This is a genomic window from Rhodococcus sp. 1168 (assembly GCF_002091955.1).
Taxonomy (GTDB): Bacteria; Actinomycetota; Actinomycetes; order Mycobacteriales; family Mycobacteriaceae; genus Rhodococcoides.
The window spans coordinates 1-14539 of the sequence record NZ_MKKY01000030.1 but is presented as its reverse complement, the minus strand read 5'-3'; the positions used below and the strand labels follow the sequence as shown (position 1 = coordinate 14539).

The window sequence follows — 14539 nt, the reverse complement described above, 5'->3', positions numbered from 1 at the left end:
ATGGCGTCGGCAAAGACCGCGTCGTTGTTCACCTCTTGAAGGGAGTCCGTCCCCATGCTCATATTGGGCATGTAACAACTTTTTATCCTCGAGCGGCCTGATGCCAGGGGGCAGGGGTGAAGCTGTCGGGATCGGCGATCTTCCAGTCCGCTGCCCATGAGGCCGGCGGGTCATTCAGCAGCACCGCTGGTGCGAGCCATTCGTAGATCTCTGCGTACGACTGCTGGCTGATCGGACCAATTCGCTTGCGCAACATGTGTGGGGTGAGTCCGGAAGGCTCGCTCACGCCCATCGATGCCATGATCTTCGACGCTTGAGCGACGGTGGCCTGCTGGTATCGGAACACTCGTGTGCTTTTGTCCTCGACGTCGAGCGCCCGTGCGCGCTTGGGGTCTTGAGTGGCAACTCCCACTGGGCATTTGTTGGTGTGACACCGCTGCGACTGAATGCAGCCGACAGCCATCATCATCGCGCGGGCAGAGTTGGTGTAATCGGCGCCTTGGATCAGCCGCTTGACGATGTCGGCTCCGGTGGCGACCTTGCCGCTTGCCCCGACCCGAATCTGCTGACGCAGACCGCAACCCACCAATGCATTGTGCAGTGTCATCAGCCCGTCGGTCAGCGGAAGACCGACGTGATCCTCGTACTCCAACGGGGCCGCGGCGGTACCTCCCTCGGCGCCGTCGACAATGATGAAATCCGGGGCTGTGCCCTCCTCGAGCATCGCTTTGCAGATTGCCAGAACATCTACTCGCGAGCCCACGCAGAGCTTGAACCCGACAGGCTTACCATCGGCGAGCTCACGCATGCGCCCGATGAACCGGACCAGACCGCGAGGGGTGGAGAACTCTTGGTGCGCCGCTGGACTGATACATTTCTCCCCTTGCGGGACACCGCGATACTCGGCAATCTCGGCGCTGACCTTCGCCGCCGGCAGCACGCCACCGATCCCCGGCTTTGCACCTTGACTCAGCTTGAGCGACAAGCACTTCACTCGATCGTCGGCGGCCTTGCGGGAGAACTGATCGGGATCGAAGCGGCCGTCCTCGGTACGGCAACCGAAGTAACCCGAACCGATCTCCCAAACGACATCGGCGCCTCCGAGATGATAAGGCGTGAGGCCACCCTCGCCGGTGTCATGAGCGAACCCACCTCGTTCGGCACCGGCATTGAGCGCCTGCAGTGCATTGGCAGACAGCGCACCGAAGCTCATCGCCGAAACGTTCAACAACGCCATGTCGTAGGGGTGTGTGCAGTCCGGACCGCCGATGCGTACGCGCGGTGGAGTGTCCGGAACTTCGACGGGAGCGGTGGAGTGGACGAGGTGCTCATATCCGGCAGCGTCGATATCGCGCTCGGTTCCGAAGGAGAGCTCGGCGGCAGTTCCCTTGGCGCGCTCGTAGATCAGTGACCTCTTGTCACGATCGAAAGGACGGCCGTCGAAGTTGCGCTCGATGAAGTATTGCTGCAGTTCCGGGCGGACCAGCTCGAGCAGGTACCGCAGGTGGCCGAGGATCGGGTAGTTACGCAGCACCGAGTGGCGTTTCTGGATCAGATCGTAGACGCCGATCGCGGCAAGCACGGTGAAGACGACCGCTGCAACAATCCACCCGAGTGAGCCGAACGCTGTCGCAACCACCGACGCGACGGCAAGCAAGACCGGTACGCCGACCAACAGAATTCGCATCATCGCGCAGCGCTCCGCACTCGGGCCGCATCAACCTTCGTGGCGGTCACCGGTTCGGCCCATCGTCGCCGGTGCGGCCCTATTCGAGAAACTCCGCTGCGTTGATCCTGTCTACCGCTGCACGCGACGTTACTCCGCGTTCCTGGCGATGCGTCCCGATTGATTCACCGGCGGTGGTTCCGAACTGGCGGATCTACGATTGCACGGACATTCCGGTCAGGATGCCTGACGCAGCTCGATCTCCGCGACGCACTGGCACCCGCCGGTGACCTCGGAGCAGTCCAACACCAGGTAGTGACGTACGTACTCGAGATCGACGCAGCCGGGCTCGGTGCACTCCGCCAAGCCTGACGAGTGGATCACCAGCGTGCCGTGGCAATGATCGATGGCCGCTGTGCAGTCTCTGCAGGACATGGTCGGTGCTCCCTTCGTCGGTGTCCTCTATTGATATCACCGGCCTACGACACGGCCGGGAGAAGCGGGGTGTGTTTCGAGGGCCGCCCGTAAACCCGTGGACCGGTGAACTTGTCGCGCACTAGCATCAGCCCATGGCAACTCCACATTCCAAGGTGTATTTCGGCGACCGCATCATCGACGCGCAGGACGCGACCCTCGGAGTGGCCACCTCGGCAGTTCTGTACGGATTGAGCGTCTATACCGTCTTCCCGGTCCAGATCGACGGCGAAACCCGGACAGCTTTTCGGCTGCGCGACCACTTTCAGCGGCTCCTCGAGTCATGCAAGATCATCGGTATCGATCGGTTCGCGGACGAATGGGATTTCGACCGATTCCTGGCCGTCACGCGTGAGCTGATCGCCGCGAATGCGCCGGACCGCGAAGTCTACGTACGCGCAACGGTCCACGTCGACGAGCAGATTCCGGGAACACGGGTGCGAGGCTTGCACACCACCGTGTCGATTTTCTTGTACGACGCGGTCCCGATCGTCCCGCAGGACGGTATGCGTCTGAAAACGAGTGTGTGGCGTCGCATTCCGGACAATGCGATTCCCTCGCGCGCAAAAGTCAACGGTGCCTACGTCAATTCGGTTCTGGCCAAACAGGATGCGATCGACAGCGGTTTCGATGATTGCATCTTCCTCGACATCAACGGACACGTGTGTGAGCTCAGCGCCGCGAATATCTTCCTCGTCCGCGGGGGCACGTTGATCACACCGGACGTGACTTCGGACATTCTCGACGGGATCAACCGTCGTACGATCCTGACTCTCGCTCGCGAGGAAGGGCTTCCGGTGCAGGAGAGGGTGGTCGACCTTACCGAGCTCTATATCGCCGACGAAGTATTCGTCTGCGGTACCTCCGCTGGGGTTGCACCCGTGTTTCAGATCGACGGCCGTGCGGTGGGAGAGTCGCCGGACATCGGGCCGCTCTCGGCGATGTTGCGCAAACGCCACCGCGACGCGCTCGTCGGCGACGAGGTGCATGGCTGGGTCACCGTCCTCTGACAGTGGCTCTTCCGCGCGGAGATCGCGCCTCACCCGTAACAGATGATGCGGTAGGTCCCGTCCGCCCATAGCGTCGAAGCGAACATTTACTGCTTCTACTTCTACGGAATCGACTATGGGAACAGTGCTCGGAGATTTACTGCCACTGGCGATCGGTGTTGCCGTCTCGCCAGTTCCCATCATCGCCGCGATCCTGATGCTGCTGGGTAAACGCGCAGGTAGCGCCAGCATCAGCTTCGCGGTCGGGTGGATCGCCGGAATAGTCCTGGCAACCACGATCTTCGTTCTCCTGGGCGGTGCGGCGACCGGATCCGAGGACGACCCGTCCACCACATCGTCGTGGATCAAGCTTGTCATCGGTGTGCTGTTGCTCGGGGTCGGTATCCGTCAATGGCGCGCTCGTGGGGCAGAACACGCGACTCCGAAGTGGATGTCGGCCATCGACGATATGACCGCCGTCAAAGCGCTCGGGGTCGGCTTCGCATTGGCCGCGATCAATCCGAAGAACTTGCTGATGTGCATCGCCGCGGGTGTCACCATTGGGGGTGTCGCCCTCGGCGCGGGTCAGACCGTCGTGGCTGTATCCGTCTTCTCGATCCTGTCGGCCTCGACAGTCGCGATTCCGGTGATCGGCTACCAGATTGCGGCACAACGACTCGAGGCGCCGCTCGCCTCCCTCAAAGAGTGGCTGCAGGCCAACAACACGGCCGTCATGAGTGTGCTGATTCTGGTGATTTCAGCGGTACTGATCGGCAAGGGAATGGGCGGGTTGTTTTGAACACTCGCCTACGGGTGCGTCCCCGAATCGAGGAGCATTGCGGCGGCCGCCTTTGCGACAAAAGCAGAGTCGGGCAGCTCAGAGATGGCTGCGGTCGCCTGCGCACCCTCGGCAAGCAGTGCAATCTGTAGACCGAGGGTTTGCGAACCTCCGGCTTCGACAACCAACTTGGTGACGTACTCGACGAATTCACGCTTGTGACGGTGCGCCGCGTCGGCTACAGCGGGCATGACGGCCCCCAGCTCGCCGAACGCGTTGATGAACACGCAGCCTCGGAAATTGTCTTCGCGGAACCAGGCGTCGAGGAAGTCGAAGATGGAAAGCACTCTGTCGCGCGCAGATTGGTGCGTGGCTGCCTCGGCCGCGATTCCCGCATTCCAGATGTGGGTTCGTCGCTCGAGTACCTGAGCGACGATCTCGGCTTTCGATGGAAACAGTGCGTACATGCGCTTGAGGGAGATTCCGGCTGCTGCTCGCAGTTCATCCATGCCGACGGCGTTGATGCCGCGTGTATAGAAAAGCTTGTCGGCTGCCTGCAGGACGGCGGTCCGTCCACTGTCCGGTTCCATCGTGACCAACTCCTAGCGCTGAGAACCAACGTTCTCTACAGTAGTCGACGCTAGAAGAACGAGTGATCTCGTCTGGACAGGCGACGTACATCGAGGTCGACAGGCCTCCTACCAGGAAGAGGACGTGGCGAACCAGGTCCGCGCGCCGGCCTCGGTTTCCCGCACAAAGTACCCTGACCGAGTCCGTGCGACGCGAACAGTGAAAGGGCTTCGTAGATGACTGACTCCGAGGTGCCGAAGTCGACCGTGGTGACCTCCGAATCGGTGCGGCTAGGGGTGCTCCTCGCTGCGGTCGGCGGGTTTCTGGACGCCTACACGTTCGTCACCCGTGATGGTGTGTTCGCCAATGCTCAGACGGCCAACGTCATCCTCTCCGGGATCGACATGGCGTCGGGGCAGTGGCGGTCTGCGCTCGGATACCTTCCGCCGCTGGTGGCGTTCGTGCTCGGGGTGTTCACCGCTGAGTTCATTTCCAGGCCGGTAGTCGCACGTATTGTTCGCCGTCCGGTCCGGGCTGTCCTCATCATCGAGATCCTGGTGATCGCGATCATCGGGTTCTTGCCGGATTCGGTTCCGAACGCGTTTGTCACAGTGCCTATTTCATTCGTTGCAGCTGTGCAGGTCACAACGTTTCGGGTCCTCGTCGACTCGGCGTACAACACCACGATGACGACCGGAAATCTTCGCAGCCTATCGCAGGCCCTGTTCCATCGAATCGCCAACGGTGACAGGGCAGCCAGTACCAGGGCCGTCAATTTCGGCTCGGTGATCCTGGGCTTCGTCACCGGTGCGATTCTCGGCGCCGGGATGTCGGAAGTACTGGAGAACAGAGCAGTCTGGGTGGCCGCGGGAATGCTGCTGGTGGCGTTGACGCTCTTCGTGATCGACGAATGGCGCATACCGCGCGTCGAGCATCCACTCTGAACAATTTACTCCCCTTGTTGGGATCCGAACCCCCTGCAGGCGGTTCGGATCCCAAATCGGGGAGTATATCCACGCTGAATCGGCGCGACGCTAGACGACGACCACGCCGTCGGAGTCGCTGTACACAATTTCGCCCGGATTGAACGTGATGCCACCGAATTCGACGGGGACATTCTTCTCCCCGGATCCGGTTTGCGTGCTCTTGCGCGGGTTGGTGCCCAGCGCTTTGACGCCGATTTCAAGGGTGCGGAGGATCGCCGAGTCGCGGATCGCCCCGTTGACGATTATCCCTGCCCACCCGTTGGTGACACCCCGACCAGCAATGATGTCGCCGACAAGGGCGGTGTGAATGCCGGCATCGCCGTCGACCACCAGTACACCGCCGTTACCGGGCTCACCGAGGGTCTGTTTGACGAGCAGATTGTCCTGAAAGCACTTGATGGTGGTAATGGGACCAGCGAACTCGGCATGCTTGCCGAACTGGATGAATTGCGTGTCGCAGCTACGGATTTCGGGCCCGATCTCGTCGGCCAGGTCTGCAGTTGCCTTGAATTCGACGGAAGTCATGGCCGATAGCCTAGTCCAGTCGGCCGTGACGCCTTTCGTAGTCCTCGCGGGTGTGATCGATTTTACGTTGAGTATTTGCGTTGAGAAGCTCTGGATCCAGATCGTGCACCAACAAGCGGTGGCGCCGGTAGACGTTCATCAACGCGATCGCGAAATAGACCAGCGGGATGAACAGCAAAGCCATCATCGCGAGGCCGATCCACAACGGGCCTGGCAAGAGCAGAAACAAACACAGCAACGGAATGATCGGCAACGAGAATCGGATCAGGTAGCGGGCCTGAGCACCACTACCGACGAGATCTTCGCGAACCCAATCGTGCATCGGCGGCGGAAGCACTCGGCCAAGCTGGTAACCCAGGTACTGCCAGAAATTCGGCTTCACAAGTCTCGACCTTACGCCAGCACTTCCTTGGCAACCGCCGCCCCGATGGCCAAAGCCACCAGGTCCTCGACGACGGCAGCAGCCAACGGCGGAATCCGCGTCGATGGCAACTTGTCCATCACGATCTCACCGGCAATCGCGAATACGGACGCGCCGACGGCCAGGCGTCTGTATTTGGTCCCGTCGAACAAGGTCAGTAGACCGGCGCTGATTCCTATCGAGCTGCGGAAACCACTCGCTTTGCCGATGGCGGCGGACAGCATCGCCGAGCGAACCGTCAGTGTCATCACTGGAGTATCCACCCATGTACGCCACTGCGACCAAGGAACGACGGTAGATCGTGTTAGCTTGTTGCATCTTCGGGGGGAGTTGTTCGTGAGCTTGAAATTGCGGCTTTTTCGTGTCGCGGTGTTGCTGGGGCTGTTCGTTCTAGCGGGTATTCTGTTGCCCAAGATGGGGCCTGATGCCCCTGGTAGGTACGAAGGTGTCGTTGTACCGGTAACGAGTGTTGCTGTGCCGCAACCGTCTTCAGTTCCGACCAGCACGGTGGCAGGTCCGCCACCTGGGTTCCCGTCGATGGAATATGCGCCACCGGAGATCGAGGTTCCCGACGGTGATCCGATTCCGATCGACACCAAGTACGGCCTCAGCTACACGGTGCCGGGGGATTGGCGGTTCCATCGTGGTGGCGTTGCGGGATGGGCGAGTGGCGAAGAGTCGGTCCGGTTCGGTGATATCGCCGATTACGACTACGACTACTGTCCAGAACATCGCGACGGCGCAACAAAGGCGGACACCGGAATCACGGGGCGCAATGGAATCGATATTCCGGCAGCTGCATTCGATGTCAGCCGATCAGCCGAGCTGATCTTTCGAGATGAACCGAATGATGCTGTGAAGATCGAATACTCGGCTCCGATCGAATTCGAGATCGATGGCGCGCCCGCGGTTCGTTACACGGCGAAGGCATCGAACCTCGCTCGGAAGTTCGACTGCGATCCGATCGCGGCATCGCTCGATATTGTTGCAACTCAGGGGTATTCGAATGCGGCTGTTGCCGTTTTCATGATTGTTTCTTATGAGCAGCTCGACGGCTCGCTCTCACGAAACACGATCGACCAGATTGTGTCCACACTACGTCGCACGTGAGCAACGAGGAATCTTTCAATGGAGACGTTCAGAGCTTTTTCAGATGAGGTCTCAGGACTCGGCCGGTCGGTGTCCGAAATCGGACTTCAGACGCTGACGTCGTACAAGTATTTCAACGAGCACGCTGGTCCCGCCGGTGCGTATCAGGGCGAGATTTTCGGGTCCCTTCTCGATCCACTGGACGATATTCGGAACGCGTGGCGAAACAGACACGTCCATCTGGCGGCGAATTGCACCGAGTTGGGCGACAAGCTGAACATCGCGGCCTGGCTGTATGCGGATCAGGAGAAGAACAACTACGAGGCGCTGAATGCACACACGCAGCTCCTCCCCTTTCCGCACCCTGAAAGCGACCCGGGTGATTCGAAACGGCCTGCGGTCGGTGCCGCGGAGCTTTTCGGCGATCCTGCGGACTACGGACACCCTGAAGGAATCGACTACCCACCGCCGGAAAGCCTTCCGGACGATCTGGCCGCGGTAATCGCTGATGCTGCTGGATGGCTCGGTGACATCGATGACGCAATCGAAGCGCTGATAGGACAAAGTCCGCTTCGGCAACTCGTCGAGCCCATCGGCGGCAACTGGAACGACTTGTTGCGATTGGGCTGGACCTATCGAATCGCGGGCGAAGCGATGGAAAAGGGTGGCGATGTTCTCGCCCAGGGAACCGTACGTGTCGATGAGTTCTGGGACGGAATGGCGGCCGCTGCTTACAGTGAATACGCGACAAAGCAAGTGGCCGCGATGCAGTGGGAGGGGGCGTGTGGCCGTGTCATTCAAGCTGTCGCCGAACGCGCGGCAGAAGAAATCAGCAACTCGATCCGCGTACTGGTGACAAAAGTCCGCGAGATGATCGAGAAAGAATTCGACTTGACCAGCGGGGCAAGGGTAGTCGACTTTTTATCGAAGAAGATTCCCTTTGCCGGGGCCCCGTATCAATTGTGGAGAATCTGGGAGATTCTGCGGACCGGCTACGACCTAGGCATGAAACTCGTCGACTCCATCCGTACGATCACCGACGCGTTCAAGGAATTTCTATCGCTCGTGGCCAGTCCGACCGGGCACATGAACGAGCAGTTCGAACAGAAGCTGGCGCCCATCACGGAAAGAATCGAAGATGCAAAGCTGTTGCTGGACATCAAGAACACTGCCGATGCGAGCGCGGTGTACGAAGTGCCGAAGGATCCGTATTCGCTCGGTACAGGTGATGAACCGTGGGCAGACGCATGATCGAACCCGATGATCCTGTTCTGCGACAAGCACTGCGGAAGATGTCCGACGCATTGGATCGAATAGCTCAGACGCGTGCCCAGGTCGAATCCACTCCGCTGCCGTCGTTCGACCAACCGCGAATGGTCACCGGTTCGATGATGTACGACATCGCATCCTTACCCGGCGCCTCCGCGGAACTGAGGGCGTACGCGGCGCGCGTCGGGGCGGGTGAGTGTAGATGGGACGAGATCGAAACCCTGTCCCGCCCCGTACCTCCGGAAGTCGAAGAGCTGAAACGCGATCCGCTGTCGATGTGGTTCGCGCCTCCACCCGCACTGTCAACCGACGACGACAAGCCGTATACGATTCCGTGGCAATGACTTCGGTGGTGGTCGCCTATTTCCCCTCGGCGTTGGCGACGATCACGTCACGCAGATACTGAGCCAACCCCGGGGCGATGTCGTCGTAATGTTTGGTGAATCGTTCGTCCGCCAAGTACATTTCGGCGAGATTGACCTGCATTTCGTAGCCGCAGTCGTAGTAGCGCTCGATGCTCGCGCGGTGCCGCTCCGCCAGCACGTTGGCGTCCGCCGATCCCGGTGCGGTACCGGCGGCGAGGGCCGCCGCAAGATCGAGCTCCATTGTGTCGGTCTCGTCCTTGATCAGTTTCCAATCTTCCTTGGTGAACTGCGCGGTACGTGACTGGGACTGCTTCCACTGCTCCGTTTCTCCCCAGCGTTCCTCGGCTTCGGTGGCGTATTCGTCACCGAGCCAGTCGTCGCCGAAGACCTCGCGCTGTTCCTGCGGTGTCAATTGGATTCCCACTTTCTTTGCCTCCATCATTTTGTCCACGGCCGCAGCCATCTCGTGCAAGCGTTCGATCCGCTGGTCCAACAATGTGCGTTGACGGCGTAAATGTGCCATCGCATCGACCGTCGGATCGTCCAGAAGGGCGGCTATGTTCTCGAGCGTGAACCCGAGTTCGCGGTAGGTGAGCACCTGATGAAGCCGTTCCACGTCTTCCGCCGAGTAGTTGCGATAGCCCTTGGTCGTACGTCCGGATGGCACCACCAACGCAATCTCGTCGTAGTGGTGCAGTGCCCGAACACTGATCCCGACCAGGCGGGCGACCTCGCCCACCTTCATGCCTTCTGAATCGCTCACAAAGGACACTGTGCAGCCTTCCGTGGCGTGAGGGTCAAGTACTCAGCGAATTAGTCTTTCGCATCCACCGGTCGGAATGCCCGCCAAACGCTGCGAGATCCAGTTGAATGCGCCTGGCCGTCCGGCACCCTCGGCTGTCGAGTGATCGCCGGGGATCTCCTCGAGATGTACCGACGCGCCCGCCGCGCACCACTGGTCCTGGACGGCTTCCGCGCCCTCCTTGGGGATCAAATCGTCCTGCAGGCCCTGGTAGATGTATGCGGGCGCCTCGGGCGCGATCTGGCCCATGCGATTCTCCTCGATCACTGTGCGAGTGATCGGATGGTTGAACACGTCGGGGACGTTGGACAAGTTCTGCTGGTCGAACAGCAGCAATCCGCTGTAGGACAGCACGTCGACGCACTGGTCTTTCTGCACCAGTGCCAATCGCTTGCCGTCCTCGTTGGCCAGCGTGCGCATCTCCGGGTACTCCCTGGACAACCCGATGGTCGCTGCGGTGAACAGGCCGGACCCGATCCCGCCGTTGAGCGAACGCTGCAGAATCTTGTAGTCGGTCGGCGGTCCACCGAGTGCGACGCCGACGATATCGAGCTCCGGCGCGTACTTCGGTGCCAACTGAGCTGCCCACCCCGACGCTATTGCCCCACCCGAGTAGCCGGTGATGGCCACCGGAGCATCGGCGTCGACGCCGACACTCTGCGAGGCGCGGAGGCCGTCAAGCACCGCGTGGCCGGCGACGAGTCCGGCGGAGTAGGCCTGCCGCGGACCCTGATAGTCGGTGACCACGACGGCGTAGTTGCGCGCGAGCAGCTCTTGAATACGATCGAGCTCCTTGTTCGTACTCCGAGGGAGCGTGTAGGAGGGCGCGCACGCATTGCCGAGCGAATCGGTCGCCTCGTTGTATGCGACGACCGGACGCGGGCCGTCACCGGTCCATGGGCCGTCCGGGACGATGACCGTCGTGGCAGCTGCGATGGGATTGTTCTTCGAGTCGGTGGATCGGAACAGTACTTGCATTGACGTCGTACCTGGTTGCACTGCAACACTTCTGGTCCTCAGGGCTGTCCCGGGCTCGCTGGTTTCGTGCCCAGCGGGCGGGGTGAACCACGGATCCTCGAGCGGCGTCGGCAAGTATGCGGACGGGTCGTCAGGGGGAGTGATGATGTCTCCGAGAGGATCGGCTGTTGCCATCGGTGTGAAAGCGAGCATCAGTGCTGCTGCGCCTGCCAGAACGAATGTCCTACGCATGAAGTCCCCACCCTGATCGTCTTCGAGCGCCCCGACGCCTAGGAAAGACCGATCCCCATGGTGCCACAAGTCGCGGCGCACCCCCCCGAGGGTGAGCATGGTGTTCCACTTGCACGCATTGTGGGCGGGTTCCTATCCCCGCAGGCAACAACTGGTACACCGTGCCCACGGCCCTAGGTATTCCGAGCCACCGACCAGGTACGTTAGGTGTAACTCCAAGAACTACTCACCAGTAGGGGTAACGATATGCCAGCTCCGTCCACTGCGACCTTCTCCAGGCTCGCTGAACTCATCGCAATCCCCAATGCCGCCGACCGCCCGACGAAGTCGATCACCGAGGTGTTCACGGGTAAGGAACTGGCGACCATCCCGGTCGGTACCGCCGCCGACGCCACCGAGGCCATCGCGCGGGCTCGCATCGCGCAGAAGGCGTGGGCGAAACGCCCGGTGTCCGAGCGAGCCGAAATCTTCCACAGGTACCGTGACCTGGTGTTGGCGCACCGTGACGAGCTGATGGACATGGCTCAGGCCGAGACCGGTAAGTCCCGTGCCGCCGCTCAAGAAGAAGTGCTGGACATCGCGATGACCGCGCGGCACTACGCCCGAACGGCAGCAAAGCTCTTGGCGCCCAAGCGCGTCACCGGCATGCTTCCTGTGCTGACGAAGACCACCGTTCATTACCAGCCCAAAGGCATCGTCGGCGTCATTTCGCCGTGGAACTATCCGATGACTCTTGCGGTGTCCGATGCCATCGCGGCCCTGCTGGCAGGCAATGGCGTCGTACTCAAGCCAGACTCCCAGACGCCCTACTGCGCTCTTGCCGTCGTCGAACTGCTCTACAAGGCCGGCCTGCCGCGTGACCTGTTCGCCGTCGTTCCCGGGCCCGGTTCCGTCGTCGGTACCGCCCTCGTCGAGAACACCGAGTACCTCATGTTCACCGGATCCAGCGCGACGGGCAAATTGCTTGCCGAGCAGGCGGGGCGTCGACTCATCGGCTTCTCCGCCGAACTCGGTGGCAAGAACGCCATGATCGTCGCCAAGGGCGCCAACCTTCGGACCGTGTCCGACGCGGCAGTGCGCGCATGCTTCTCCAACTCGGGCCAACTGTGTATCGCTATCGAACGGATCTACGTCGAGAAGTCGATCGCCGATGAGTTCACCGCCACATTCGGTGAGCGTGTCCGCAACATGTCACTCGGCGCCGACTACGAGTTCGGTATCGAGATGGGGAGCCTCGTTTCCAAGGACCAGATCGAGACCGTCTCGGCACACGTCGACGATGCCAAGGCCAAGGGCGCCAAGGTGATTGCAGGCGGCAAGGCGCGACCCGATGTCGGACCGCTGTTCTACGAGCCCACCGTACTGACCGGCGTCACCGAGGAAATGGAGTGCGCCGCCAACGAAACTTTCGGTCCGCTCGTGTCCATCTACCCTGTCGCCGACGTCGAGGAAGCCATTGCCAAGGCCAACGACACCGAATACGGCCTGAACGGCAGTGTGTGGGCCAAGACCAAGGCACAGGGCGAGGCGATCGCTGTGCGCCTGCACTCGGGAACTGTCAATGTCGATGAGGGTTACGCACCGACTTGGGGATCGACCGGCGCCCCGATGGGTGGCATGGGAATCTCCGGCGTGGGCCGTCGTCATGGACCGGAAGGGCTGCTCAAGTACACCGAGTCGCAGACCGTCGCGACGACGCGACTGCTCAACCTCGGTGGGCCGCGCGGAATTTCACCGAAGCTCTGGGCGAAGATCATGCCTCCGTTCGTGAAGGCTCTGCAGTACATCCCGGGTCGGTAGTACTTTCTGCTGACCTCGCACCCTTTTTGTGAACCGCGCACCCATGCTCGCCCGTTCTTTGCCAGGATGATCGTGAGACACATCCTGGCAAAGTAGGCGGGGAATCGAGTTGCTTGTGATCGACATCGAGATCGGACGCACCCGCACGGGCGGGCGCACGTTTCCGGTTGCGTTTCGGATCGCGTTCGTCGAAGAGTGGGATCTGTGTACCGACCACGGATCGAAGGTTCGACTGATGCGTGAGCACAACCTCACCAGAGCGACCGTGCGGAACTGGCTTCGGAGCCGAGACGAGGGAGAATACGAAGCACAGATGGCTCCGGCCGCAGAAAAGAGGTCACTACGCCGCATGGAGAACTTCGACCGCGCCGAATTCAACAGACTCCGTAAAGAGAACCGCGAACTCAAACACAAACTCGCCCAGAGCGAGGCGGTGCAAGAGATCCTGGGAAAAGCGTACGAGCTCTTGGAAGGAATCACCACGAGCTCACCGAACGAGGACCCGACCGAGATTCCGGTAACACTGCTGAGCGCGAACGAATACGCACGGTGGCTCGAGCGCAACAAACTGTCCTGATCGCCCTCGTCGGCGCGCTCGTGGGAGCTGACGTCGGTGTCCGTGACGGATGCGAATTGGTCGGTATCGCACGCGCCACCTATTACCGAATAACACGCAACTACTCCCACTACCGCCCTGTCGTCGATCCGACACCGCACAAGGATCGACACCAACCAGCAGCACTGACCGCATCCGAACGGACTGCGATCGTGTCAGTCCTCGAAGCTGACGACTACGCCGATCTGTCTGTCGTTCAAACATATTGGCGTGCATTCGATGCCGAGAAAATTGACTGCAGCGAGCGTACGTTCTACCGGATAGCCGCCCAACAGGGGTTGGTCGGTGATCGTCGACGCAGCAAGCTCGGCGGTCTCGTCCAACATCGCAGCAAGCCGATCGTGCACGCCGGCGACGTCGGTGAACTGTGGTCCTGGGATGTCACCGAACTGCGGGGGCCACGGACCCAGGATCGATACAGGTTGTATCTGGTCATAGATGTGTTCTCCCGCTATCCGGTGGGTTGGCGTGTCGAATACTCGGAAGACTCTGCCCTGGCGGTAGCGATGTTCGCCCGCGCTATCGAACGATTCGGGGCACCTAACGGAGTGCACGCAGACAATGGTGCAGTCATGCGTTCGGATGCTCTGGTGAGATCTCTCGTCGCCGAGAACGTCGTCCCGACGTATTCACGACCGAGGGTCAGCGATGACAATCCGTTTTCGGAGTCATTGTTCAAGACCATCAAATACGACCTCAACTGCCCACCGCACTTCGATGACATCGAGCACGCCCGCACATGGACAACAGAGTTTCTTCATCGCTACGCCACTGAACACCGCCACAGTGGACTCGGACGGCACACACCACATCAGGTGCACACCGGCATCGCTGCTGACACTCAGCAACGACGCCAGCGTGCACTCGACCGGGCTTACGCCAACCACCCCGAACGCTATCGCGCAGCACCCTGTGCCCCTGACCTTCCCGGACCCACCGGGATCAACACCAACCTGTCTCGGACAGGTTGACAACTTCCG

General features: G+C 60.9%; 17 protein-coding genes. 9 read left to right on the top strand and 8 right to left on the bottom strand.

The window, feature by feature from the left end:
- Positions 1-82: 82 nt before the first annotated feature.
- A complete protein-coding gene (locus BJI47_RS03555; protein WP_088942433.1) occupies positions 83-1690 on the bottom strand; it encodes an FMN-binding glutamate synthase family protein in 1608 nt (535 codons plus the stop codon).
- Positions 1691-1903: 213 nt separating this feature from the next.
- Positions 1904-2101, bottom strand: a complete 198-nt coding sequence (locus BJI47_RS03550; RefSeq protein ID WP_088942432.1) for a hypothetical protein — start codon at positions 2099-2101, stop codon at positions 1904-1906.
- Positions 2102-2235: 134 nt separating this feature from the next.
- On the opposite strand from BJI47_RS03550, the gene BJI47_RS03545 reads away from it, so the two are divergent.
- On the top strand, positions 2236-3150 hold the full coding sequence (locus BJI47_RS03545) for an aminotransferase class IV (protein ID WP_176224660.1): 915 nt from the start codon (positions 2236-2238) through the stop codon (positions 3148-3150).
- A 115-nt stretch (positions 3151-3265) separates the two neighbouring features.
- Positions 3266-3928 carry a GAP family protein gene (locus BJI47_RS03540; protein ID WP_088942431.1) on the top strand — a complete coding sequence of 221 codons (663 nt, stop codon included), beginning with the start codon at positions 3266-3268 and terminating at the stop codon, positions 3926-3928.
- 8 nt (positions 3929-3936) lie between these two features.
- Here the strand turns inward: BJI47_RS03540 and BJI47_RS03535 are convergent, their stop codons facing one another.
- Positions 3937-4497, bottom strand: a complete 561-nt coding sequence (locus BJI47_RS03535; RefSeq protein ID WP_088942448.1) for a TetR/AcrR family transcriptional regulator — start codon at positions 4495-4497, stop codon at positions 3937-3939.
- 216 nt (positions 4498-4713) lie between these two features.
- Between BJI47_RS03535 and BJI47_RS03530 the strand changes: the two genes are divergently transcribed.
- Positions 4714-5421: a YoaK family protein gene (locus BJI47_RS03530; protein WP_088942430.1), complete on the top strand. Its 708-nt coding sequence runs from the start codon at positions 4714-4716 to the stop codon at positions 5419-5421.
- A gap of 90 nt (positions 5422-5511) precedes the next feature.
- On the opposite strand, the gene rraA is transcribed toward BJI47_RS03530, so the two are convergent.
- Genes rraA through BJI47_RS03515 form a run of 3 tightly spaced genes read right to left on the bottom strand, consistent with a single transcriptional unit; the run spans position 5512 to position 6657 of the window.
- Complete coding sequence (gene rraA, locus BJI47_RS03525; RefSeq protein ID WP_088942429.1) at positions 5512-5988, bottom strand: ribonuclease E activity regulator RraA; 477 nt, start codon at positions 5986-5988, stop codon at positions 5512-5514.
- Positions 5989-5998: 10 nt separating this feature from the next.
- Positions 5999-6370, bottom strand: coding sequence for a DUF5313 family protein (locus BJI47_RS03520; RefSeq protein ID WP_088942428.1), 372 nt, complete (start codon positions 6368-6370; stop codon positions 5999-6001).
- Positions 6371-6381: 11 nt separating this feature from the next.
- Positions 6382-6657: a hypothetical protein gene (locus tag BJI47_RS03515; protein WP_088942447.1), complete on the bottom strand. Its 276-nt coding sequence runs from the start codon at positions 6655-6657 to the stop codon at positions 6382-6384.
- A gap of 88 nt (positions 6658-6745) precedes the next feature.
- Between BJI47_RS03515 and BJI47_RS24415 the strand changes: the two genes are divergently transcribed.
- The 3 genes from BJI47_RS24415 (at position 6746) to BJI47_RS03495 (ending at position 9111) form a co-directional block, all read left to right on the top strand.
- A complete protein-coding gene (locus BJI47_RS24415; RefSeq protein WP_254900351.1) occupies positions 6746-7519 on the top strand; it encodes a hypothetical protein in 774 nt (257 codons plus the stop codon).
- A gap of 69 nt (positions 7520-7588) precedes the next feature.
- The gene (locus BJI47_RS03500) at positions 7589-8749 is read left to right on the top strand and encodes a hypothetical protein (RefSeq protein ID WP_254900350.1); all 1161 of its coding nucleotides are present in this window, start codon (positions 7589-7591) and stop codon (positions 8747-8749) included.
- Positions 8746-9111 carry a hypothetical protein gene (locus BJI47_RS03495; RefSeq protein WP_088942426.1) on the top strand — a complete coding sequence of 122 codons (366 nt, stop codon included), beginning with the start codon at positions 8746-8748 and terminating at the stop codon, positions 9109-9111. The genes BJI47_RS03500 and BJI47_RS03495 overlap by 4 nt, the downstream gene beginning before the upstream one ends.
- Before the next feature lie 16 nt (positions 9112-9127).
- On the opposite strand, the gene BJI47_RS03490 is transcribed toward BJI47_RS03495, so the two are convergent.
- Positions 9128-9877, bottom strand: a complete 750-nt coding sequence (locus tag BJI47_RS03490; protein WP_088942445.1) for a MerR family transcriptional regulator — start codon at positions 9875-9877, stop codon at positions 9128-9130.
- Positions 9878-9937: 60 nt separating this feature from the next.
- Positions 9938-11224 carry a lipase family protein gene (locus tag BJI47_RS03485; RefSeq protein ID WP_254900349.1) on the bottom strand — a complete coding sequence of 429 codons (1287 nt, stop codon included), beginning with the start codon at positions 11222-11224 and terminating at the stop codon, positions 9938-9940.
- A gap of 165 nt (positions 11225-11389) precedes the next feature.
- On the opposite strand from BJI47_RS03485, the gene BJI47_RS03480 reads away from it, so the two are divergent.
- The 3 genes from BJI47_RS03480 (at position 11390) to BJI47_RS03470 (ending at position 14530) form a co-directional block, all read left to right on the top strand.
- A complete protein-coding gene (locus tag BJI47_RS03480; protein WP_088942424.1) occupies positions 11390-12943 on the top strand; it encodes a succinic semialdehyde dehydrogenase in 1554 nt (517 codons plus the stop codon).
- Positions 12944-13058: 115 nt separating this feature from the next.
- Positions 13059-13520 (top strand): hypothetical protein, encoded by a 462-nt coding sequence (locus BJI47_RS03475; RefSeq protein WP_176224659.1) that lies wholly within the window; start codon positions 13059-13061, stop codon positions 13518-13520.
- Positions 13493-14530 carry a DDE-type integrase/transposase/recombinase gene (locus tag BJI47_RS03470; RefSeq protein WP_217808503.1) on the top strand — a complete coding sequence of 346 codons (1038 nt, stop codon included), beginning with the start codon at positions 13493-13495 and terminating at the stop codon, positions 14528-14530. The genes BJI47_RS03475 and BJI47_RS03470 overlap by 28 nt, the downstream gene beginning before the upstream one ends.
- The last annotated feature ends 9 nt before the right edge of the window (positions 14531-14539 follow it).

Bases quoted from the DNA above. Each gene is read 5' to 3' on its own strand.
- BJI47_RS03495 (WP_088942426.1), top strand. From the start codon at position 8,746: ATGATCGAACCCGATGATCCTGTTCTGCGACAAGCACTGCGGAAGATG.
- BJI47_RS03480 (WP_088942424.1), top strand. From the start codon at position 11,390: ATGCCAGCTCCGTCCACTGCGACCTTCTCCAGGCTCGCTGAACTCATC.
- BJI47_RS03535 (WP_088942448.1), bottom strand. From the start codon at position 4,497: ATGGAACCGGACAGTGGACGGACCGCCGTCCTGCAGGCAGCCGACAAG.
- BJI47_RS03550 (WP_088942432.1), bottom strand. From the start codon at position 2,101: ATGTCCTGCAGAGACTGCACAGCGGCCATCGATCATTGCCACGGCACG.
- BJI47_RS03545 (WP_176224660.1), top strand. From the start codon at position 2,236: ATGGCAACTCCACATTCCAAGGTGTATTTCGGCGACCGCATCATCGAC.
- BJI47_RS03540 (WP_088942431.1), top strand. From the start codon at position 3,266: ATGGGAACAGTGCTCGGAGATTTACTGCCACTGGCGATCGGTGTTGCC.
- rraA (WP_088942429.1), bottom strand. From the start codon at position 5,988: ATGACTTCCGTCGAATTCAAGGCAACTGCAGACCTGGCCGACGAGATC.
- BJI47_RS03515 (WP_088942447.1), bottom strand. From the start codon at position 6,657: ATGACACTGACGGTTCGCTCGGCGATGCTGTCCGCCGCCATCGGCAAA.
- BJI47_RS03555 (WP_088942433.1), bottom strand. From the start codon at position 1,690: ATGATGCGAATTCTGTTGGTCGGCGTACCGGTCTTGCTTGCCGTCGCG.
- BJI47_RS03490 (WP_088942445.1), bottom strand. From the start codon at position 9,877: ATGAAGGTGGGCGAGGTCGCCCGCCTGGTCGGGATCAGTGTTCGGGCA.
- BJI47_RS03530 (WP_088942430.1), top strand. From the start codon at position 4,714: ATGACTGACTCCGAGGTGCCGAAGTCGACCGTGGTGACCTCCGAATCG.